Below are 22,058 nucleotides of genomic sequence, written 5' to 3'. Positions count from 1 at the left end.
CGGGCGTCAACGGGGAGGGACGATGACCGTGAGCGCCATGTCTGCAACGCCGAAGAAGAGCCTCAAGCTCTTTTCCGGGAGCAGCCACCCGGAACTTGCCGAGGAGGTGGCCAAGCAGCTCGACGTGACGGTCACTCCGCAGGCCGCATACCAGTTCGCCAACGGCGAGATCTTCGTGCGTTACGACGAGTCGGTGCGCGGCTGCGATGCCTTCGTGATCCAGTCGCACTGCCAGCCGCTCAACGACGGCATCATGGAACAGCTGATCATGGTGGACGCGCTCAAGCGGGCGAGCTCGAAGCGCATCACCGTGGTTCTGCCGTTCTACGGGTACGCGCGGCAGGACAAGAAGCACAAGGGTCGTGAGCCGATCTCGGCGCGCCTGATGGCGGACCTGTTCAAGACCGCGGGTGCCGACCGGATCATGACGGTGGATCTGCACACCGACCAGATCCAGGGCTTCTTCGACGGACCGGTCGACCACCTGTTCGCCCAGAAGATCCTGGCCGACTACGTGCGCGACACCTACGAGAACGAGAAGATCACGGTCGTCTCGCCGGACTCCGGCCGCGTTCGGGTCGCCGAGAAGTGGGCGGACGACCTCGGCGGCACGCCGCTGGCGTTCATCCACAAGACGCGGGACCCCACGAAGCCCAACCAGGTGGTGGCCAACCGTGTCGTGGGTGACGTCGAGGGTCGGCTGTGCGTCCTCGTCGACGACATGATCGACACCGGCGGCACGATCACCAAGGCCACCGAGCAGCTGCTGGAGGCCGGTGCCAAGGGCGTCATCATCGCGGCCACGCACGCGGTGCTCTCCGGCCCGGCCGTGGAGCGGCTGGCCAACTGCGGCGCCAAGGAGGTCGTGCTGACCAACACGCTGCCGATCCCGGAGGACCACCAGTTCGAGACGCTCACGGTCCTGTCCATCGCCCCGCTGCTGGCCGAGGCGATCCACCAGGTCTTCGAGGACGGTTCGGTCACCAGCCTGTTCGCCGGCTGACCTCTCCCCGAAAACGCACGAGGGCCCCGATCCAGACCGGATCGGGGCCCTCGTCGCATCCGGGCCCTCGTCGCATCCGGGTCCGCGCCGCACTCCGGGTCCGCACTGCACTCCGGGTTCGCGCCGCACTCAGACCGTGGTGACGACCTCGTCGTAGTCCAGCCGCGGCAGCCGCTCGAGCCAGGCGTCGGCGCCCGGCTTGCCGATGTTGACGGCCACCAGCACCTGCTGCTTGCCGTCCGGGAAGAACTCGTCGTTGATGCCCTGGGCGTTGAACCCGGTCATCGGCCCCGCGGCGAGCCCGGCCGCGCGCACGCCGAGGATGAAGTAGCCGACCTGCAGGCTGGCGTTGAGCCTGGCGCTCGACGTCCGGAACTCGTCGTTGCACGCGAACATCTGTTTGGCGTCCGGGTTGATCGGAAAGACCTCCGGCAGCTTCTCGTGGAAGTCCGTGTCGGCCACGAGCAACGCCACCAGCGGAGCCTTCTCCGTCTTGTCCTGGTTGCCTCCCATCAGGTGCGGGAGCAGCCGCTGCTTGCCCTGTTCGGAGCGCACGAGGACGACCCGCAGCGGTTGCTGGTTCATCGACGTCGGTGCCCACTTGACCAGGTCGTAGATGGCCTGCACCTGCTCGTCGGTGACCGGCTCGTCGCTGAAGGTGTTCGCGGTTCGCGCGTCACGGAACAGCAGGTTCTGCGCGTCCTCGGTCAGGTGCAGCGCCGCGGCGGCCTGTTCTGTCGTCGTCATTCGTCCACTCCTGGTATGCCGGTGTCGTTCACCGGCACGAACGGTACTTCGAAGTCGAACTATTTCGTCGGGTGCCCTACTTCACGATCAGCCGAACAGGCCGACCAGCTGCACCACCGCGACCCCGATGAACAACGCCAGGCAGATGGTCAGCAACGTGTTGGACAGCCAGCGCGACCGGTGCGCGGCGGGCATCATCGAGCGGGAGTTGAGCAGCACCAGCAGCGTCCCGGCCAGGAACGGCAGGAAGAACGCGCCGAGAACTCCGTAGACGATCGTGAGTTGGAACGGCTTGCCCAGCAGCAACAGCAGCATGGGCGGGAAGGTCAGCCACAGCAGGTAGGCCCGATACGGCACGCTGTGCGTTCCGGCCTTGTTGGCGTAGGACTCGGTGGTCTCGGGCGGGAGTTCCTTCGGCATCCGCCAAGTGCGCCACCAGTCGGCGAACAGCAACGACACGCCGTTCCACACGCCGATCAACGAGCTGAACGACACCGAGAAGAACCCGATCAGGAACGGGATGCGGGCCCACTGGCCGTAGTCGGCGGCGAGTGCCTCACCGAGGTAGAGCAGCCCTTCGCTGTCATCGACGAGGTTCTGGCCACGCAGCATCTCGGCGCCGACCACCAGCATGGCGACCACGAAGATCCCGGTGGTGATGTACCCGACGGCGTTGTCGGTACGCATGAACGGCAGCCACTTCGGCGAGCGCCAGCCCTTGGCGAGGGTCCAGTATCCGTAGGCGGCCATCGTGATGGTGCCGCCGACGCCGCCCATCAGTCCCAGCACGTAGACGACGGAACCGTCGGGGAGCGAGGGGATCAGCCCCTTGCCCAGCGCGGGCAGGCTGGGCCCGATCATCAGCGCGGTGCCCACCACCGTCACGAACATGACCCCGACCAGGACGGTCATGACCTTTTCCAGCACGGCGTAGCGGCCGAACCAGACCAGTGTCAGGCCGCAGAGCGCGCTGATCACGCCCCAGCCGCTCACCGGCAGCACCGGGAACAGGGCGTTGAGCGGCAGCGCGGCGGCCGACATCGCGGTGGCGCCGTAGACGAAGCCCCACACGATGATGTAGATGCCGAAGTAGGTCGTCGCCCAGCGGCCGAGGGTCCGCCAGCCCGACAGCATCGTGCGCCCGGAGGCCAGGTGCCAGCGTCCGACCGCCTCGCCGAGCGCGAGCTTGAAGACCGCGCCGAGGATCACCGCCCAGAACAGCGCGTACCCGTACCTCGAACCGGCGACCAGCGAAGCGACCAGGTCACCCGCCCCCACGCCGGTCGCGGCGGCCATGATCCCGGGCCCCACCTGTTTGAGCCGGGACTTCCAACCCGTATCGAGGGGCGCCCCGGAATCCGCTTCAGTAACCATGCGCAGGAACGTAATACCGACAGGAAGTTTCGGCCGGGGCACGCGACCAAACCGTGATGCCCGTCCCGTCGCGCGGGACGACGAATCGCCACGGCACGGCCCGGGTACACCAGGGGTCAACCCACCGCATAGACTGTTGGGGTTGCCTCGGCGAGGCCGGGTCGTTCGCCCGGCGTGATCGACGCGGCGGCACACTCGCCGCCGATGGGTTGTCGGCGCACTGGTGCCGTCCACATACCGGTGCCGGAATTCCGGCGCACGTCGAATCACACCAGTTGCGCGCCCCGCCGCCGCAGGCCAGCGACCGAATCATTTTCCGCCAGACGTCACGAGGAGCACCACCGTGTCCGAGGTACGACTCACCGTTGAACCGCGCACCGAATTCGGCAAGGGCGCGGCCCGCCGCACACGTCGTGCGGGGAAGATCCCCGCCGTCCTGTACGGCCACGGCTCCGACCCCAAGCACCTGTCCCTGCCCTCGATCGACTTCGCGAGGGCGATCCGCGAGAACGGGCAGAACACCGTGCTGACCCTTGAGGTCGCCGGTTCCGCCAACGAGCTCGCGCTCACCAAGAGCATCACGTCGCACCCGATCAAGAACTACATCGAGCACGTGGACCTGCTGCTGGTCAAGCGCGGCGAGAAGGTCACGGTCGACATCCCGCTGGTCGTCGTCGGCGAGGCCGCCCCGGGCACCCTGGTCACACAGGACCTCACCGAGCTCAGCGTCGAGGCCGAGGCGCTGCACATCCCCGAGCAGATCGAGGTGTCGGTCGACGACGCCGAGGCGGGCACTCAGCTGCACGCCTCCGATGTTCAGCTGCCGAAGGGCGCGATCCTGCAGGGCGACCCCGAGGCTCTCGTCGTCGCCGTCGGCGAAGCCCCCACCGAGGCTGATATGGAGTCCGAGGTGGACGCGGAAGGCGCCGGTGTCGTCGAGGACGCTGCCGAAGCTCAGTGATCCAGAGCCCTCGACGTCGGGCTGAGTTCGCAACGGCGCTGTCCCGTTCCGTCCGCTTCCGCGCCAGCGGGACCGGATGCCATCCCCCTGCCCGGGGATGCGGGACAGCGCCTCGCTTGCGCTCACCCCGCGTCGGGGAGATCCTCTTGCCGTGACCGACCCAGGAGCCCGTCTCGTGAGCACACCGGACAGCGAGGCCGCGAACCTCGCGCTGATCGTCGGTCTCGGTAATCCGGGCCCGCGCTACGCGGGCAACCGACACAACATCGGTTTTCTGGTGGCCGACGAGCTGGCCGATCGCGTCGGAGGCAAGTTCAAGGTGCACAAGTCCAGCGCGGAGGTCGTCGAGGGTCGTCTCGGCGGGACCCGGACCGTGCTGGCCAAGCCCCGTTCGTACATGAACCTCTCGGGTGGCCCGGTCGCCGGTGCGGTGAAGTTCTTCAAGGTCGATCCCGAGTCGATCATCGTGATCCACGACGAACTCGACCTGCCGTACGGAACGGTCCGGTTGAAGCGGGGCGGGGGCGACAACGGCCACAACGGACTCCGGTCCATCACCAAATCACTGGGCACCAAGAACTACACCCGCGTGCGGTTCGGCGTCGGCCGCCCTCCCGGCCGCATGGATGCCGCCGATTACGTGCTCAAGGACTTCTCGGGAGCCGAGCGCAAGGAACTCGGCTACTTCGTGGACCTGTGTGCCGACGCGGTGGAGGCGCTCGCACAGGACGGCCTGGAGAGCGCCCAGAACCGCTTCCACTGACCGCTCGGTCTTCGCGCCGCCACCCGTCTTCGCGCCAACATCCGTCAGCGCTCGATCAGCTCGGCCGTGGCAGCTCGCTTGAGCTTGCCGGACGGTGTTTTCGGCAGTTTGCCGGGCGCCAGCACCACCACGGCCGACGGTCGCGTACCGACCGCATCCACGACCCGGGCGGCGACCTCGTTGCGCAGGTCGTGCTCGGCGTCCGCATCACCGGCCGAGCGTGATTCCACCACCACCGCGAACCGTTCCCGCCTGCCGCCTGCCGCCTGCCGCACAGCGGCCGCACCGCCCGGGCGAACCCCTTCGACCTGGCAGGCCGCCCGTTCGATGTCGACCGGGTAGAGGTTGCGACCGCCCACGATGATCAGGTCCTTGCGTCGACCGCAGATCACCACCTGGCCGTCGACGAGATACCCGTCGTCCCCGGTCAGCAGCCACCCGTCGGCGTCCTTGGCCGCCACCGGACCGTCGACCGTCAGGTAGTCGGAGGTCACCGATTCACCTCGGATCCGGAGCTGTCCGATCTGCCGCGGCCCCAGCTCCCGCCCCGAATCGTCGACCACGCCGACCTCCACCCCGGGCAGGGGCGACCCGAGCAGCGCGAACCGCCGCGACCGCGCGGAGTCGGCATCGACCGGTTCCGCCCGTCCTCGCTGCTCCAGCGCGTCGGCATCGACGGCGTCGAATTCGGCCGGCCGATCCGACTTGCCGATCGACACCGCCAGCGTCGACTCGGCCATGCCGAACGCGCACACGACCGCATCCGGGGCCAAGCCGAACCGACCGCCCTCGGCCGTGAAGGACCGGACCGCTTCCGGATCGATCGGTTCCGCTCCGTTGAGCGCGAAACGCAGACTCGACAGGTCGAACGCGCCGTCCTCCGCGCTCCCCAACCGCCGGGCGGTGATCGAGTAGGCGAAGTTCGGCGCGGCCGTCACGGTGCCGCGGTAGCGGCCGATCAACTCCGGCCACAGCAGCGGGCGCGCCATGAACTCGGCCGGGGTGACCTTGACCGTCTCCATCCCGATCGTCATCGGCACCGTCAGGCAGCCCACCATCCCCATGTCGTGGAACAGCGGCAGCCAGGACACGACGACGTCCTCGGCGGGATCCAGCCCGGTCGCGGTGATCATGGCCCGCGTGTTGGCGATCAGGTTGCCGTGGCTGATCCGCACCGCCTTGGGTTCCGCGGTCGAGCCACTGGTCAATTGCAGCAGTGCCGTCGCGTCCTCGGACACCTCGATCGGCTCGGGCAGCGGTTCCGTCGAACCTTCGACCAGTTCGCGGAGGTCGTGGCAGGTCAGCGAGGTGTTCGCGAGGAAGCCCGAAAACCGTTCGAACGGCGGCCCGAGCAGCACCACCCGGATACCGATCATCTTCAGCACCCGCACGACGTCCTGCGCCCACTGCGCCAGTTCGGTGCGGGGAGTCGGCTGGTGCAGCATCGTGACGCTGCCGCCCGCAAGCCAGACGCCCTGCACGGCGGGTGCGATGAGTCCGGGATCGGCAGCAAGCACCGCGACCGCGTCGCCGGGGCGCACTTCCGGCACCAGCCCGCCCGCGATCCGCATCGCGTCCGAATGCACTTGGCCCCAACCACGTCGTCGGGGATCCTCCGGCGGGCCGGTGACGAGTCCGCGAGCCTGCGAATCATCCGCGTTCTCGCGAGCGGAAGTCACCAGCGCCTCAACAAACCGACTCATGTGACGCAGGTTACTGCCACATGCCCTCCGGCATCGAACACGCCGGGCAGCGCGCCGCTCCGGACGGCGGCCCCGGAGGGCTCAGTCGAGCTGACCGGCCAATTCCATCCAGCGCGACTCGATGTCGTCCTTCTCCTCCTGGAGCGCCCGCAGATCGGCGTTGAGGGCCTGCAGCCGTTCCGGCTCGGTCGCCGCATCGGCCAGCTTTTCGTGCAGCTCGCCCTCCCGCTTGGCGAGCTTGTCCAGCTGCCGCTCCAGCCGCGAGAGATCCTTGCGCGCGGCGCGCTCGTCTGCACCGGAGAGCGCCCCGGAACGCGACTTGCCCGCACCGGCCGCGTCACCCGCCTGCTTGCCGACGTTCTGCGCGTCGTCCAGCAGCGATTCCCGCCGCTTCAGGTACTCGTCGATCCCACCGGGCAGGTGAGTGATGTTGCCATCGCCGAACAACGCCACGACCGTGTCGCACACGCGCTCGACCAGGTAGCGGTCGTGGGACACGACCACCAGCGTGCCCGCCCAGCCGTCCAGCAGGTCTTCCAGCTGCTGGAGGGTGTCGATGTCGAGGTCGTTGGTGGGCTCGTCCAGCACCAGCACGTTCGGCTCCGCCATCAACAGCCGCGCCAGCTGGAGGCGGCGGCGCTCACCGCCGGAGAGGTCGCCCACCGGCGTCCACTGCCTGCCCTTGCCGAATCCGAAGCGCTCCCCCAGCTGGGATGCCGACAGTTCGTACTTGCCGAAGGTGACCCGTTCGGCCACGTCCTCGATCGCTTCCAGGACGCGCCACTGCCCGGGCAGGTCGTGAAGTTCCTGGGTCAGGTGCGCGATCCGCACGGTCTTGCCCTCGGTCCGCTTGCCCGCGTCCGGTTCGCGCTCCCCCGCCAGCAACCGCAGCAGGGTGGTCTTGCCGGAACCGTTGACCCCGACGAGCCCGATGCGGTCTCCCGGACCGATCCGCCAGGTGACGTTCTCCAGCAGGACGCGATCGGCGACGCGCAGATCCACGTCCTCCAGTTCCAGGACGGTCTTGCCCAACCGGCGCTTGGCGAACGACACCAGCTCGACGGTGTCGCGTGGCGGCGGAACGTCGGAGATCAACGCTTCGGCCGCTTCGACGCGGAAGCGCGGCTTGGAGGTACGCGCCTTGGCACCCCGCTGCAGCCACGCCAGTTCCTTGCGTGCCAGGTTCTGCCGCTTCTCCTCGGCCTGCTGGGCGAGGCGAGCGCGTTCGGCCCGCGCGAAGGTCCAGTCCGCGTAGCCGCCCTCGTACTGCTCGACCCTGCCCTGGGTGACCTCCCAGGTGCGGTTGCAGACGGTGTCCAGGAACCAGCGATCGTGCGTGACGATCACCAGCGCACACCGGCGTTCCAGCAGGTGGTCGGCCAGCCATCGAACACCCTCCACGTCGAGGTGGTTGGTCGGCTCGTCGAGCACGAGCAGGTCGAGATCTCCCACCAGCGCAGCCGCGAGCGCGACTCGACGCCGTTCGCCACCCGAGAAGTCCGCCACCGGGGTGTCCAGACCGAGCCTGGACATCCCCAGGCCGTTGAGCACCGACCGCACGCGCGGATCGGCGGCCCACTCGTGTTCGGCGTCGAAACCGTGCTGGTCGAGCACCGCGCTGCGCACGGTGGCTCCCGCAGGCAGTTCGGTCCGCTGCGTGACCACTGCCGAGCGTAGGTCGCGGCTGTGGCTGACCCGGCCGGAATCGGGCTCCTCTGTTCCGGAGAGGACCTCCAGCAGCGTGGTCTTGCCACCACCGTTGAGTCCGACCACCCCGATCCGATCGGAGGCACCGATGCCCAGCGACACTCCGTCCAGCAAGGGCCGAACGCCGTAGCTCTTGCTCACGGCTTCGAGGTTGATCAGGTTGGCCATCGCGTGTTCTTCACTCCGTTGACTGCGTTTCGGGTAGGTCTGCGGTTCGTCTTCGTCCGGTCCGGTGCTGGTCCTACCCACTTCCGTATCCGGACCCGTCGAACTCGGTCCGTCACCCGTCACCGGGCGGATGTGTTCAGGACGATTCGACGCCGGTCTCGTTCCTCCGCGCCCGAGCTCGGCAACGGACGGCACCCGCACGGGTATTCCGCGTGGTCACGGTCCCGTCGGCCCGGAACTCACTGCGGCCGGGTGCGCTGCGGGACACGCCCGATGGTGTCGTCCCCACCCGGACAGGCGTCAAGCGTGCACCTGCGGAGGGGTGGGTCGATCCGGTTGCTCGTCACCGACCACCCGGGCTCCGTGCACCGGTCCCTGGGCCACCCGGACCGTCCGGCACACCCCAGCGCCGGAAAGTTCCGCGGCAACCCGCACCGCCGAGTCCGCGTCCGTGCACAGGAACGCGCACGTGGGCCCGGAGCCGGAGACGACTCCCGCGAGCGCGCCCGCGTCGACGCCCGCGCGCAGCGTGCGACGGAGGCCCGGTCGCAACGACACGGCGGCCGACTGCAGGTCGTTGCCCAGCAGCAGGGCCAATTGTCTGGGATCTCCCGAAGCCAACGCTTCGAGCAGCGGTTCCACATCCCCGACCGGGCTCGGCCGGGACTCGGCACGCAGGCGGTCGAGTTCGGTGAACACGCCCGGGGTCTCCAGGCCGCTCCGGTCCAGTGCGATCACCCAGTGATACGTGTGCCTGGCCAATACGGGCACCAAGCGTTCCCCACGCCCGGTGCCCAACGCCGTTCCGCCCTGCAAGGCGAACGGCACGTCGCTGCCCAGGTCCGCGGCGATCTCCATGAGGTCCTCGCGCCCCATCTCCAGGCGCCACAGCGCATTGATCGCGAGGAGCCCGGCGGCGGCGTCGGCACTGCCGCCCGCCATACCTCCGGCGACCGGGATTCCCTTGCGGATCGAAACCTGGACCCCTGGGTCTTCCGGGTCCCGACCGCTGTGTTCGGCGAGCGACCGCACCGCCTTCCACACGAGGTTGCCCGGCCCGGTGGGAACCGAGTCCGCGCCCTCCCCGTGCACTTCGATGCCGGACTCGTCCGAATCCCGGACGGTGACCTCATCGGTCAACGACAGCGCCTGGAAGACGGTGACCAACTCGTGGTAGCCGTCAGCACGCGCGTCCCCGACCGACAGGTGCAGGTTCACCTTGGCGGGGACGCGGACGGTGATGGGTGTGGGTACTACGGAGAGCACTCTTAGAGCCTACGTGTCCGGCGGATCGCCGTGCGTCCCCTGGACCGGGTTCACTCCGGACGACTACTCGACCGATCGGCCGGAGGCGACCCCGACAGTGTCCCCAGCGGCGTCCCCAGCGGCGTCCCCAGCGGCGTCCCCAGCGGCGTCCCCAGCGGCGTCCTGGTCCGGAACGCTCTCACGCGGCGGCGACCCGTTCGACGCAGACCGGCGTACGGCGCACCTGCGCATCGTGCTCGATCATCCACTTCAACGCCGATTCGGAACGCTCCCCGCTCAACCCGACGCGGAACTTGGCCACCGGGGTCTCGCCGAGCCGGGTGAGTCCGCCACCGAGGACGGACAGTTCGACGTCGAACCGGCTGGAGGCTTCCGGCAACAGCGCCCCGACCGCCGCGAAACCGACGAGGACGACCTCGGCGACCACGTCGTGCCGCGTGCCGGCCTGCTTGAGCACCTGGGCCTGGTCCGTCTCGGGGAGCAGCGCCGAGCCGATGTGGCTGCCGGGTTCGGCGACGAGGTCCAGCGCCTTGCCGTGTTCGACCACGTGGCCCTCTTCCAGGACGGTCACGTCGTCGGCGATGCGGCGGACCACCGCCATGTCGTCGGTGGCGATCACGACCGTGGCACCCAGTTCGGACCGGGCGCGCTCCAGCACGGTCAGCACGGAGTCGGTGGACGCCGGATCGAGACCGGTGGTCGGTTCGTCGGCGACCAGTACGGACGGCCTGGTGGCCAGCGCCCTGGCGATCGCGACGCGCTGCAGCTGACCGGCGGTGAGCCGTTCCGGATACGCGGGCGCCTGCTCGGTCAGCCCGACAAGGTCGAGCAGCTCGGCGACCCGGGCGCGCCGCTGCGGGCCGGCAACGCCCGCGGCCTCCAGCGGAAGGGCCACGTTGCCCGCAGCGGTGCGCTGCCGCAGCAGTTCCTCCCGCCGGGGCACCACGCCGATCTCGCGGCGAGCGGCGCGCTGGGACCGTTCGTCGAGGGCGGCGAGGTTCGTGCCGTCGATCCGCACCTCGCCGACGTCGGGCTTCTCCTGCAGCGCGATGCACCTGGCGAGCGTCGACTTGCCGGATCCGCTGGATCCGACGATGCCGCTCACGCTCCCCGCCGGAACCTCCATCGACACGTTGTCGAGGGCGACGACGTTGGTGGCGTCGTGGGAATACGTCTTGGTGATGTTCTGGACCGTGATCACGAAGGGCTCCGCATCAACTCACGCCGGGCACACCGACCTGCTGAGGTCGGCCCGGGAGGACGGACAAACGGGTATGCGAGGGTCAGGCGGACCGTCGACAGCCCGTGGTGGTGCGCAATCCGTGGTCGATGACGCGCCGCTGCGTCAGCACGAGGTCAGTGCGCGGGTCCCGGTTTCGGACAGATCGCGCACGCGGGCTTGCGAACAGAGCTTCAGGCACCACAACTCCATCGGGTCCTGGCGTTAGCACCTGCCCGCGTTCGGGTGGTTGCTGCGGCGTCCTCGAGCCAGGTCTCTCGGCCGCTCCGGATGGATTTCTCGAATAGTAGACCCCACTTGCACTTGTTGACGCAAGTGGATATCGGTCACATTGCGAAACCTTGGTTCATCTCACACCACGCCATCGAGCTGGTCGTCTTGATCAAGGAGTGCCACTTTCATCACGTGGAGTAATCCCGAGGCTCACGCGAACGGCGCATCGACAGGGGTGGACAAGACCACGCTCGCAGGCACGTCACCCACGCGCGATCACCGATCGAATTCAGCACGCGGCTGGCGTCGACACTCGTCCGGCCCAATCCGGAAAACGGCTTCATGATCGAGCCGGGACGACGCGGGCGGATGCCGCCGACGGTTCCGCGCCGGGGGCGTGCGGTCAGGCCCCCTCGGGGTCGTCCGAACCTGCTGCCTCGGCGAGCCGGGCGAAATCATTGATCGTCAGCCGCTCACCGCGGTCCGACGGTTCGATACCGGCCGCCCGGAGCAACCTCTCGGCACGCGCCGCCGAACCCGCCCAGCCGGAAAGGGCCGACCGCAAGGTCTTGCGCCGCTGGGCGAACGCGGCGTCGAGCGCCGCGAAAACCTGCTCCCTGGGAGCGTCCGACGGCGGATCCACCCGGGTGAACGACACCAGACCGGAATCCACGTTCGGAACCGGCCAGAACACGCTTCGCGGCACCGGTCCCGCACGACGCACGTCCGCGAACCACGCCGCCTTGGCGCTGGGAATCCCATAAGTCCGGCCGCCGGGTCGCGCGGCCATCCGGTCGGCCACCTCGGACTGGACCATCACCAGGCCGTGCCGCAACGACGGCAACTCCGCGAGCAGGTGCAGCACGACCGGAACCGCCACGTTGTAGGGCAGGTTCGCGACCAGCGCGGTCGGGGCGAGCTCGCCGAAGTCCGCGGCGCGGAGCCGCAAGGCATCCGCCTGGAACACCCGTAGCCGGTCGGCCATCCCCGAGGCGTACTCGGCGACCGTACGCGGCAACCGATCGGCGAGCACCGGATCGATCTCGACGGCGGCCACCTCACGAGCGACCGGCAACAAACCCAACGTCAAGGAGCCCAGGCCGGGCCCGACCTCCAGCACCACGTCCTCGGCTGTGACCTGCGCCGTACCGACGATGCGTCGAACCGTGTTGGGGTCGTGCACGAAGTTCTGCCCGAGCTTCTTCGTCGGCCGTACACCGACCTCCTCGGCCAGCCGCCGCACGTCGGCCGGTCCGAGCAACCGAACCCCGTCCGTCGCCTGCTGTTCCACGAGGAAAAACCTACTCGGGTCGTCCGCGGGGCATCGCGGCGACCCGGGGGAGACCGGTTCGAAGGTGTGCCGCCGCACGGTCACCGGCACCGGAGGACGGCCAGTGGCTTTGCCTCCGAGCCGGTGACTTCCCGCGAGCGCACCGACCGTCCGGCGCGCTCGATCAGCTCAACCCCAGCTTGGACGAGCAGCTCGGCCAAGCACCGTAGCCGCCGCGCGCGTCCCGCATCTCCGTAGCTACCTGGATCTGCTGCTCCCGGCTGGCCTGGTGCGGATACGCGGCGAACTCGTCACCGCCGTAGGCGTCCCAGGTGGACTTGTCGAACTGCAGACCGCCGTAGTAGCCGTTGCCGGTGTTGGCGCTCCAGTTGCCGCCGGCTTCGCACTCCACCAGCTTGTCCCAGACCGCGCTGTTCGGGCGGGGCTTGCCGCCGACCCGCACGACCTTTTCCACCGGCTCCTTGGTGACGCGCTCACCGATGGCCTCGCGACCGGTCTCCTCGCCGTTGCGCGTGGAGACGCGGGTGAAGACGATCTTCTCACCGGGCGAACCGGCTTCGACGACCTTCTCCTCGCCCTTGAACATCGAGTCGTCGACGATCTCCTTGACCGGCGGCTCGATCTCGGTGGTCACGTTGACCACCGAGCTGCCGGTGCGGTTGACGTGGACCTCGGTCCCGTCGGTGATCTTCTCGGACGCGCCGGGCGTGATGTGGTCCTCGGGACCGAGCTTGAGCTTCTGCTCGGCGACGAATTCGTCGATGGTCACCGCGTGCGTGGTGAGCTCCTTGGGCTCGCCGCCGCCATCGGTGATGGTGATCGTCTTCGCTGTCTTGACGACCACCTCCATGCCCTGCTCGGGCACCGGGGCGGACCGGTCCGCCGAAACCGACGCGCCCTCGGTGTCCACACCGAGCTGGTTCAGCGCCTGTCCGACCGAAACCGAGCGGACCCATTCCTGGCGCTGCTCGCCGTCGACGGTCACCGTCAGCTGACGGCCCCTGTCGAGCGTGATCGTGTCGCCGTGACCGACCTCGGACTGCGGAGACGGGCTCAGCGCGTCGTGCTTGCCGACCTCGATGCCCTCTTCCTCGAGGACCTCGCCCACGGTCGAGTCGTAGGTGTTGACGGTGCGCTCTTGTCCGTCGATCTCCACGGTCACGGACTTGTCCATCGCGGCGGCCGCGGCGCCGGAACCGGTGAGCGTGAGGATCACCGCGGTGACGGCGCCCTTGAGGAAGCGGCGCTTCCAGGTGGTGATGGCTTCGACCATCTCCGCCTCGTCCGCTTCGGGGTGCTCTTCCGGGAGAGCCAGCGGCGGAAGCACCGTGGTTTCGGCGTTGAGCAGCCGGATGATCTCGTCGACGTCGACGTCGGCACTGGCGAGCAGATCGTCCGCGTCAGGGCCCAGTGCTTCGAGAACATCCGCCTGGGTGATCTCCAGGCCGGACGGCAGGCCGTCCGGCTCGTTGGCCGGAACCAGATCCTGCTCGGTCGGGTCCAACACTCCGACGGAGGTCTGAGTGGCTGCGGTGACCGGGGTGAACCAGTCGGTGGAGGCGTCGAAGGAATCGCCCCAATAGCCGTTGTCTTGACTGCCAAAGGCACTCGGTGTGCCGCTTCCGTTCACAGGGTCGCTACCTCTCGAAAGCGAGAAGCACCGCACGCGTGTTCTACAGGGTTCTCGAACGAGACCATGTCGTCGTTCGCCTCCCCCTGCCTCACGCGAGGCACTTCGTGCTTCGTATCCGTATCCGACTCCCGTAGCCAAGCGCCGTCCTAGCCGACTCCGACGATCGCTGTGCCACGATCCCCGAATCTCGACTTCCCCGACGTGCACCGGCGGCGACTAGCGGGCGTAGCCGACGACTGCTTTGTCATCGGTTACGAAGCCGAGACTCTAGCGTGATCGGAAAGACGTGCCAAGAAGGGGTAGGAACGCAGTGATCACGGTTACCCCGGTTTGCCGCGCAACCAGGCACGTTGCGTAGCGGTTGGGCACCACCGTAACGCGTCGCCCCACGCCTTGACCGTGCGCCGACCGCGATCCCGGCCCCACCGCCGACAGCTCGCGGAACCCCGCGTGAACTGCTGATGTCGGTGAGATCAACGACCGAAGCCCACCCGGTCCGTGGAGAACGGGCGGCGGAAAAGCCGGACACATCTCCCGCCGCCCGTCATGCTTGTACGGCGCCGCAGACGCCACTGAACGCACACGGTGACCGTGACCACAACTCCCGAGTGAGGAGTCGTCCGGTCCGGTCTTATTCGACAAAGCACACTTCGGGCGCCGTTGGGCCATCCTCCGGAGGCCGCCCCGGCAACGGCATCGTTACGCGATCAAGCGATTCCACAGCGAAGCCGACTTTCGCTCGACGGCACTCACCACAGTCGACGCTCGGTCCTGTTGCCGTCCGGTCGCTCGGCCTGTTGTCGCTCGGCCTGTTGTCGCTCGGTCCTATTGTCCACCGGCCGGTGGTTTTACTTTCGTTCGCTCCCGGCGACGAGCGCGTTCGGGGCACGCTCGTCGCCGGGGCGGAACACCGAGGGGCGCCCTTTCCCGGCTTCCACAGTGGACGTTAAACGTGATCCATCCGCGCGCAACTCCGGCGCGCTGGATTTCCAATATCACAAAACCCTGAGTTGATGTAGCTCAGGTCGCAGTCACCTGATCGAGTCGGAATACTCGTTCCGCTGTGGCCGTAGTGGTCACGATCAGTTCTTCCAGATCAACACCGCGGAGTTCAGCAAGGTCACGAAGGGTGTAATTCGCGCAATATGCCTGATTTGGCCGCCCCCTGAAGGGATGCGGCGTCAGGAACGGCGCATCGGTCTCGACCAGCAACTGCTCACCAGGCACGATCCGCGCGGCCTCCCGTAACTCCGCGGCGTTGCGGAAGGTCACGGTCCCCGCGAACGAGAGGACGTAACCGGCTTCCACACAGGACTTCGCGAACTCGGCATCCCCGGAGAAGCAGTGGAAGACCACCGTTTCGGGCGCACCCTCCTTTTCGAGGATCTCGAAGATGTCCTCGTGGGCTTCCCGGTCGTGGATCATCAGCGGCTTGCCGACCCGCTTGGCCAGGTCGATGTGCCAGCGGAACGCCTCGTGCTGCGCTTCCGGCGGCGAGTAGTCCCAGTAGTAGTCCAGGCCGGTCTCTCCGACCGCCACCACGCGCGGCCGCCGTGCCAGCTCCTCCAGCGTCGACCGCACCGAGTCGTCGAAGTCCTTGGCCCGCGTGGGATGCAACGCGACCGCGGCGAAAACCCGATCGTCCCAAGTGGAGGCTTCGACGGCCCATTCAGCGGCTGCCAGATCGTCGGCGACCGTGACCACCCTGCCGACTCCGGCCGCTTCGGCACGGTCGAGGATCGTGCCGACTTCCGCGGCCGTCGCCGCACCGCACGCGTCCAGGTGGGTGTGCGCGTCCACCGCCTGAGCCGGAAGAGGATCCGGCACCGGCGGCAGCTCGCGCTTGCTGTCCTTCTTGCTCACACGTTCACCTCAGGTCCGCGCTCAGCTCTTGATCGGAGCCCACTCCGGGCCGGTCTCGGCGAGCTCGGGGTCCAGCTTCGCGAACAGCGGCTTGGGCTTGTTCAGCGGACGCCCGACCTCGATCGGCCGCGACTCCCAGGTGGCTTGCTCGGCGGCGTAATCGCCCATCAACACCGGGTACCGCGAATCGGCCGTGTCCAAATCGGACACCTCGTGGACCTCCGGCTGAGCCGACCACACGCCGGTGCCGCCGAGCAGCTCGTGCACCTTCTGCGCCGAGTGCGGCAGGAACGGGGTGAGCAGCGCGTTCGCGTCCGAGACGACCTGCAGTGCGGTGTGCAGGACGGCGTCCCGGCGGTCCGGGTCGTCCTTGAGCTTCCACGGCTCCTGGTCGGACAGGTACTTGTTGGCCGCCGTGACCACCCGCATCGCTTCCTGCGCGGCCGTCTTGAACCGGGAGCGCCGCAGGTGCTCGCCCACCAGGTCGAACGCGTTGCGGGACTGGGTCTTGAGCTCCTCGTCGGCGGCCGTCGGCGCGGTCGGGGACGGCACCGCGCCGTTGTTCTTCGCCGCCATCGAGACGGCGCGGTTGACGAGGTTGCCCCATTCGTTGGCCAGCTCGAAGTTGGTGCGGCGGACGAACTCGTCCCAGGTGAAGTCGGTGTCCTGGTTCTCCGGCCCCGCCACCGAGATGAAATACCGCAGCGCGTCGGGGCCGAACTCGCGCAGGAAGTCCCGGACGTAGATCACGGTCCCTCGGGAGGTGGAGAACTTCGACCCGCTCATCGTGAGGAACTCGCTGGAGACGATCTCGTCGGGCAGGTTCAGCTCACCGAACGGGCCGGTGGCCCCTCCCTTGTCCCCGGTCCCGTTGTGCCCCATCAACAACGCGGGCCAGATCTGGGCGTGGAACGTGATGTTGTCCTTGCCCATGAAGTAGTGGGCCTGGGCCTCCGGGTCCGACCACCACTGCTGCCACGCGTCCGGCCTGCCGATGCGGCGCGACCACTCGACACTGGCCGAGAAGTAGCCGATCACGGCGTCGAACCACACGTAGAGCCGCTTCATCGACTCGTCGCGCCAGCCGTCGAGCGGGATCGGAACGCCCCAGTCGAGATCGCGGCTGATCGGCCTCGGACGCATGTCCTCGACCAGGTTCTTGGTGAACTTGAGGACGTTGGAGCGCCACTCGGTGCGGGTGGAGAGCCACTTGCCCAACGAATCGGTGAACGCGGGCAGATCCAGGAAGAGGTGTTCGGTTTCGGTGAACACCGGCTTCTCGCCGTTCACCCGCGAAACCGGGTTGACCAGCTCGGCCGGGTCGAGCTGGTTGCCGCAGTTGTCGCACTGGTCGCCGCGGGCGCCGTCGTAATGGCAGATCGGGCAGGTGCCCTCGATGTAGCGGTCCGGCAGCGTGCGCCCGTTGGACGGGCTGATCGCGCCGGTGGTCGTCTTCGGCATGATGTAGCCGTTGCGGTACAGCGCCAGGAAGATGTCCTGCACGACCTTGTAGTGGTTGCCCGTGGTGGTGCGGGTGAACAGGTCGTAGGAGAGCCCGAGCCCCTGCAGGTCCTCGGTGATCACCCGGTTGTACTTGTCCACCAGCTGGCGGGTGCTGACGCCCTCCTTCTCGGCCTGCACCGAGATCGGAGTGCCGTGCTCATCGGTGCCGGACACCATGAGCACCTGGTTGCCCACCATTCGCTGGTAGCGCGAGAAGACGTCCGAAGGCACACCGAAGCCGGAAACGTGGCCGATGTGCCGTGGACCGTTGGCGTAGGGCCAGGCCACAGCGGTCAGCACAGAGGCACTCATGGTGACCAGCTTACGTTTCGAGGCGGGTGTGACCGGAACCGGTTCCGCATCCCGCACCGGCGGGTGACTCGCTCCACAGCGGTACTTCGCACGGCGTCGCTCGATCGGGAGCGTTCGGGCCGGTTGCCCCGCCCCCGAGTCACCGGAGCGCGGACGTCAGGACACGTCTCGAGCACGGCCGACGATCTCGTCCAGCGCGGCGACGTGGCCGCGGAAAGCGACCAGACCCGTTTCGGTGAGGTCAATCCAGGTCTTCCGGCGACCACGCCCGAGGTTCTCCTTGCGAGAAGTGACGTACCCGGCCGCCTCCAGTGCGCTGATGTGCTTGGACAGCACCGAATCACTCAGTTCCAGCTGGTCGCGGAGAAACCGGAACTCCACGCCTTTCGCCGGAGCGAGCAGCGACACGATGGACAATCTGGTCGGGGCGTGGATGAGCTCGTCGAATCGCGGCGTCGTCATCGCTCGACGGCACCTCCGTAGGCCCGCCGGTAGATCCACCGGACCATGAAAGCGCAGATCACCGCGGCCGGAACGGCGGCGAGCACCGAGCTCGGCCCCACCGGCACGACCCCGGCGAGCGCGACCCGGCCGAGGTGGAAAACCACCGACAATGCCAGCAGCCAAGCGCAGACGAGGATGATCGTACGCGTGTCCCACAGGTCCCGAGGGCCCTTCACGCCGGCCTTGCGCTCGTGCCGGATCCCGACCAGCAGTCCGCCCGCCATGATCAATCCGCCGACTCCGAAGCAGATCAGCGGCACCGGGAAGGCGAAGTCGATCCCGGCGAAGACGACGTAGTAACCGAACACGAACACGGCGGTGCTCCACACCGGTGGGTGCAGGCCGGCCATCGCCGCCGCGGTCTGCTGTTGCCTGCCGCTGACTTCCCGCAGCGCTCTGCGTGCTTCTTCGGACTCCATGTGAACCTCCTGGATCGTGCTACTTTCCAACCAAGAAAGTAGCACGAGCTTTCCGATTCGGAAAGTAGCTTTCGGCGGGGACCGATCGATCAGGCCAGATCCGCGCGGAGCAGGAAGACGTTGTACGGGCCCCACCGGGTCATCGTGAAGTGGATAGCGGGCCGGTCCGCGGCCCATGGGTGCTGGTAACCGCCGTACAAAGCCGGATACCGCGCCCCCGACGCGAGCACCTGACCCGCCGACCACGAGCCCACCAGTTCCGGAGCCGTCCGCAGCACGATCGCCCCGCGCGGCTCGTCGAGGTGCACCGCGAACCATCTCCCGAAATGCCGGTTGTACTGGACCGAGAGTTCCGCGACCGGAGCGCTCAGCACCGGCGCCGCCGCGAACGGATCCCGTACCCAGCCCGCACCCGTCCAGTACTCGTAGCCACCCGGATCGAGCAGGTCGTCGACACCCACCCGCGCGAGATGGCCCGGTCCGAACCGCCCGCTGGGAGTCCCCAGCAGGTACACCCTGCGGTCGAGCACACCGGCGAACGCCACCATCTGGAACGAGCGACCGCCCTGGTCACGCCGCCGAAACCGGCTGAACCAGCGTTGCCCGCGATTGGGCCAGACCGCCCGGGCGGACTTCGTCCACGACCGGCCGCCGTCGTCGGAATAGGCCAGCCCGCCGTAGTTCGTGTGCCACACCCCCGGTACGCCCCAGCGGCGCACCGACATGTAGTGCACGTAATTGCGCCCGCCGACGGCGATGCCCGCGGTCGGGATCACCGTGTGCTCGTGCGCGCAGCTCCCGTCCCCGGCCAGGAATTCGCCGGCCGTCCCGTCGTCGCGCCGCACGACCGGATCCAGCCGCAACCCGCTGTCCAGCTCGGTGTCGGTCGACCGGGCGAGGACGTTGAACCGCCAGTCCGCGGACCGCGGACCGGCACCGAAACCACCCCAGCCCTCGCCGTAGGTGTCGCCGAACGCGGCCAGCACACCCCCACCGCCGTTGTCCCACAGGACGCCCAGGTCGGTGGCCGTGACGCCGAACCGACTCGCGGTCGTGTTGCAGGAATCCTCGCCGGTGATCTTCGCGATGCTGGTCGTGCCCGTGACGTGGACCATCTCGCCAGCGTACGGAGCTTGGTGAGCACGACCTCCCAGCTCACTCACACCGGCCACCAGTCCCGAAGCCGCATAATGGAGGCGTGGAACCGTTCATTCGACCGCTGACCGGATCGGCGCACCCGGAACACGTTCTGCGCAGGCTCGCCACCCGCGCCCGCCACCGCGACCTGCCACCGCCCGCCGCGCTCACCGGCGACTGGTTCCACGGCAGCGCCGTCCTGGCCCCGTCCGTCGCGATTGAACCGGTCCCTGCCGCCGGGGCCTTCAGCACGCTCGACGCCCCGGCGGACTTCCGTAGCCCGGACGCGCCGGACGGGGCGGTCGGCGGTGGCTGGTTCGGCTACCTCGGCTACGGCCTCACCGACCCCGGCAAGCACGCCGAGCCGCGCAGGCTGCCCGACGCGGCCTGGGGATGGGCCGACCACGTGCTGCGCCGCGATGCCGACGGGCAGTGGTGGTTCGAGGCCCTCGACGCCACCGACCCGCACTCACTGCTCGACGACCTCCGCGAGGTCGTACTCCCCGGGTCGGAACCACCCGGACCGGAGGCGCTCCCGGCAGGCGCGCTCGGGACACCCACCGCCGAGGAACACCGCAAGTCCGTGCGGGCGTGCGTGGAGGAGATCGCCGCGGGCGAGATCTTCCAGGCCAACATCTGCAGCCGTTTCGAGGTCGACTTCCGCGGTGACCCGCTGGAACTGTTCGCGCTCGGCAGCGAACGGTTCCGCCCGGCACGAGCCGCCTACGTCGCCGGTGGCTGGGGAGCGGTCGCCTCGCTGTCCCCGGAGCTGTTCCTCTCCCGCGAAGGAGACACCGTCAACTCCAGTCCCATCAAGGGCACGCTGCCGCGCCGAGGCCCCGAAGACGACGGCAACGCCGCGCTGCTCCGGTCGTCGATCAAGGACGTGGCCGAAAACGTGATGATCGTGGACATGGCCCGCAACGACCTCGGCAGGGTCTCCGAGGTGGGGCGGGTGACCGTCCCACAGCTGCTCGACGTGCAACCCCACCCCGGCGTGTGGCACCTGGTCTCCCGAGTCCGCGCGGAACTCCCGGACAGACTGTCGAACTCCGAACTGCTGTCCGCCGCATTCCCGCCCGCCTCGGTCACCGGCGCACCGAAGTCCCGCGCGCTGGAGGTCATCGCCGAGCTGGAGACGCATCCGCGCGAGGTCTACTGCGGGTCGGTCGGTCTGATGTCGCCACTGGCGGGTCTCGAACTCAACGTGGCGATCCGCACCTGGGAACACGCGCGCGGGACGCTCCGCCTCGGAGTCGGCGGCGGGATCACCGCCGACTCCGACCCCGAACGCGAATGGCGCGAATGCCTCACCAAAGCCGCTCCGATGCTGGCGTTGCTCGACAGCATCGAAACGTGAGAAGCGAGCGTTGAGGGGTTCGCCGACCGCGTTCAGCGGCGGGCGGCGAGCACCGCGTCGTAGAGCTCCTTCTTCCGCACTCCGGCGAGCTCGGCGACCTCCGCGACCGCGTCCTTGAGCCGGAGCCCGCAGGCGGCGCGCTCCTCGACCTGCGGGACCAGCTCAGCGGGATCCTCCGGTGCCGCCACCACGGCACCGCCCAACACCACGGTGATCTCGCCGCGAACCCCGTCGGCGGCCCAGTCGGCCAGTTCCGACAGCCGCCCCCTGCGGACTTCCTCGTACGTCTTCGTCAGCTCCCGGCACACCACCGCCGGACGGTCGCCGCCGAGCACCGCCACCGCATCGGTCAGCGTGGCGGCCAGCCGGTGCGGCGCCTCGAACAGCACGCACGTCCGTTCCTCCGCCAGGAGGCGCCCGAACCACCGACGCCGCTCACCGGACTTGCGCGGCGGAAAGCCCTCGAAGCAGAACCGGTCCGACGGCAGTCCGGAGACCGCCAGCGCCGTGGTGACGGCGGACGGACCGGGCAGGCACGTCACCGGGAACCCCGCGTCGACGCACGCCGCCACGACCCGGAACCCGGGATCGGAAACGCTCGGCATCCCCGCGTCGGTGACCAGGAGTACCGAGCGGCCCTCGCCCAGCGCCTCGGTCAGCATGCCCGCACGGCTCACCTCGACGGCTTCGTAGCAGCTCACGATCCGTCCCGACGGCACCACACCCAGCGCGGTGGCCAGCGAACGGACCCTCCGGGTGTCCTCGGCGGCGATGATGTCGGCGGTGCCGAGAGCGTCGATCAACCGCGCCGAGGCATCTCGTGCGTCACCGAGCGGGGTCGCGGCGAGCAGCAGCGTGCCCGATCCGGATACGGGGTCCATGACGTCAACC

18 protein-coding genes and 1 riboswitch are annotated in these 22,058 nt (G+C 68.5%); of the genes, 4 read left to right on the top strand and 14 right to left on the bottom strand.

Annotated features, from left to right (window positions below; all coding sequences use genetic code 11):
• The first annotated feature begins 37 nt into the window (after positions 1-37).
• Entirely contained in the window at positions 38-1,003 is a 966-nt protein-coding gene (locus tag ACYVAN_RS07590; protein WP_460957121.1) for a ribose-phosphate diphosphokinase, read from the top strand.
• A 129-nt stretch (positions 1,004-1,132) separates the two neighbouring features.
• On the opposite strand, the gene ACYVAN_RS07585 is transcribed toward ACYVAN_RS07590, so the two are convergent.
• Together ACYVAN_RS07585 and ACYVAN_RS07580 are read right to left on the bottom strand one after the other, a co-directional pair.
• Positions 1,133-1,750, bottom strand: a complete 618-nt coding sequence (locus tag ACYVAN_RS07585; RefSeq protein WP_460957119.1) for a malonic semialdehyde reductase — start codon at positions 1,748-1,750, stop codon at positions 1,133-1,135.
• A gap of 87 nt (positions 1,751-1,837) precedes the next feature.
• A complete protein-coding gene (locus ACYVAN_RS07580) occupies positions 1,838-3,124 on the bottom strand; it encodes an Nramp family divalent metal transporter (RefSeq protein WP_460957117.1) in 1,287 nt (428 codons plus the stop codon).
• Between the two features lie 343 nt (positions 3,125-3,467).
• Here ACYVAN_RS07580 and ACYVAN_RS07575 point away from each other — a divergent pair, with 343 nt between their 5' ends.
• Complete coding sequence (locus ACYVAN_RS07575) at positions 3,468-4,085, top strand: 50S ribosomal protein L25/general stress protein Ctc (RefSeq protein WP_460957115.1); 618 nt, start codon at positions 3,468-3,470, stop codon at positions 4,083-4,085.
• A gap of 175 nt (positions 4,086-4,260) precedes the next feature.
• A complete protein-coding gene (gene pth, locus ACYVAN_RS07570) occupies positions 4,261-4,848 on the top strand; it encodes an aminoacyl-tRNA hydrolase (protein ID WP_460957113.1) in 588 nt (195 codons plus the stop codon).
• Between the two features lie 44 nt (positions 4,849-4,892).
• Here pth and ACYVAN_RS07565 read toward each other — a convergent pair whose 3' ends face one another.
• From ACYVAN_RS07565 to ACYVAN_RS07515, 11 genes are all read right to left on the bottom strand, one after another.
• Positions 4,893-6,551, bottom strand: coding sequence for a fatty acyl-AMP ligase (locus ACYVAN_RS07565; protein WP_460957111.1), 1,659 nt, complete (start codon positions 6,549-6,551; stop codon positions 4,893-4,895).
• An 81-nt stretch (positions 6,552-6,632) separates the two neighbouring features.
• Positions 6,633-8,507 carry an ABC-F family ATP-binding cassette domain-containing protein gene (locus tag ACYVAN_RS07560; RefSeq protein WP_460957109.1) on the bottom strand — a complete coding sequence of 625 codons (1,875 nt, stop codon included), beginning with the start codon at positions 8,505-8,507 and terminating at the stop codon, positions 6,633-6,635.
• Between the two features lie 219 nt (positions 8,508-8,726).
• Entirely contained in the window at positions 8,727-9,692 is a 966-nt protein-coding gene (locus ACYVAN_RS07555) for a 4-(cytidine 5'-diphospho)-2-C-methyl-D-erythritol kinase (RefSeq protein ID WP_460957107.1), read from the bottom strand.
• Between the two features lie 178 nt (positions 9,693-9,870).
• A complete protein-coding gene (locus tag ACYVAN_RS07550) occupies positions 9,871-10,893 on the bottom strand; it encodes a methionine ABC transporter ATP-binding protein (RefSeq protein WP_460957105.1) in 1,023 nt (340 codons plus the stop codon).
• Between the two features lie 224 nt (positions 10,894-11,117).
• Positions 11,118-11,209, bottom strand: a riboswitch (SAM riboswitch).
• Between the two features lie 339 nt (positions 11,210-11,548).
• Positions 11,549-12,436, bottom strand: coding sequence for a 16S rRNA (adenine(1518)-N(6)/adenine(1519)-N(6))-dimethyltransferase RsmA (gene rsmA / locus ACYVAN_RS07545; RefSeq protein WP_460957103.1), 888 nt, complete (start codon positions 12,434-12,436; stop codon positions 11,549-11,551).
• Between the two features lie 163 nt (positions 12,437-12,599).
• Entirely contained in the window at positions 12,600-14,066 is a 1,467-nt protein-coding gene (locus ACYVAN_RS07540) for a transglycosylase family protein (RefSeq protein ID WP_460957101.1), read from the bottom strand.
• A 1,023-nt stretch (positions 14,067-15,089) separates the two neighbouring features.
• Positions 15,090-15,932, bottom strand: coding sequence for a TatD family hydrolase (locus ACYVAN_RS07535; protein WP_460957099.1), 843 nt, complete (start codon positions 15,930-15,932; stop codon positions 15,090-15,092).
• Positions 15,933-15,953: 21 nt separating this feature from the next.
• On the bottom strand, positions 15,954-17,747 hold the full coding sequence (gene metG, locus ACYVAN_RS07530) for a methionine--tRNA ligase (protein ID WP_460957097.1): 1,794 nt from the start codon (positions 17,745-17,747) through the stop codon (positions 15,954-15,956).
• 156 nt (positions 17,748-17,903) lie between these two features.
• A complete protein-coding gene (locus ACYVAN_RS07525; protein WP_460957094.1) occupies positions 17,904-18,209 on the bottom strand; it encodes a transcriptional regulator in 306 nt (101 codons plus the stop codon).
• On the bottom strand, positions 18,206-18,670 hold the full coding sequence (locus ACYVAN_RS07520) for a hypothetical protein (protein WP_460957092.1): 465 nt from the start codon (positions 18,668-18,670) through the stop codon (positions 18,206-18,208). Before ACYVAN_RS07520 ends, ACYVAN_RS07525 begins: the two co-directional genes overlap by 4 nt.
• Positions 18,671-18,759: 89 nt before the next feature.
• A complete protein-coding gene (locus tag ACYVAN_RS07515; protein ID WP_460957090.1) occupies positions 18,760-19,785 on the bottom strand; it encodes a DUF4185 domain-containing protein in 1,026 nt (341 codons plus the stop codon).
• Between the two features lie 83 nt (positions 19,786-19,868).
• On the opposite strand from ACYVAN_RS07515, the gene ACYVAN_RS07510 reads away from it, so the two are divergent.
• Positions 19,869-21,167, top strand: coding sequence for an aminodeoxychorismate synthase component I (locus ACYVAN_RS07510; RefSeq protein WP_460957088.1), 1,299 nt, complete (start codon positions 19,869-19,871; stop codon positions 21,165-21,167).
• Positions 21,168-21,199: 32 nt separating this feature from the next.
• On the opposite strand, the gene rsmI is transcribed toward ACYVAN_RS07510, so the two are convergent.
• Positions 21,200-22,048: a 16S rRNA (cytidine(1402)-2'-O)-methyltransferase gene (gene rsmI, locus ACYVAN_RS07505; protein ID WP_460957086.1), complete on the bottom strand. Its 849-nt coding sequence runs from the start codon at positions 22,046-22,048 to the stop codon at positions 21,200-21,202.
• Between the last annotated feature and the right edge of the window lie 10 nt (positions 22,049-22,058).

Source organism: Parasphingorhabdus pacifica (assembly GCF_054779195.1).
Note: the sequence above shows the minus strand (reverse complement) of the source record. Positions and strands in the feature narration are given on the sequence as shown.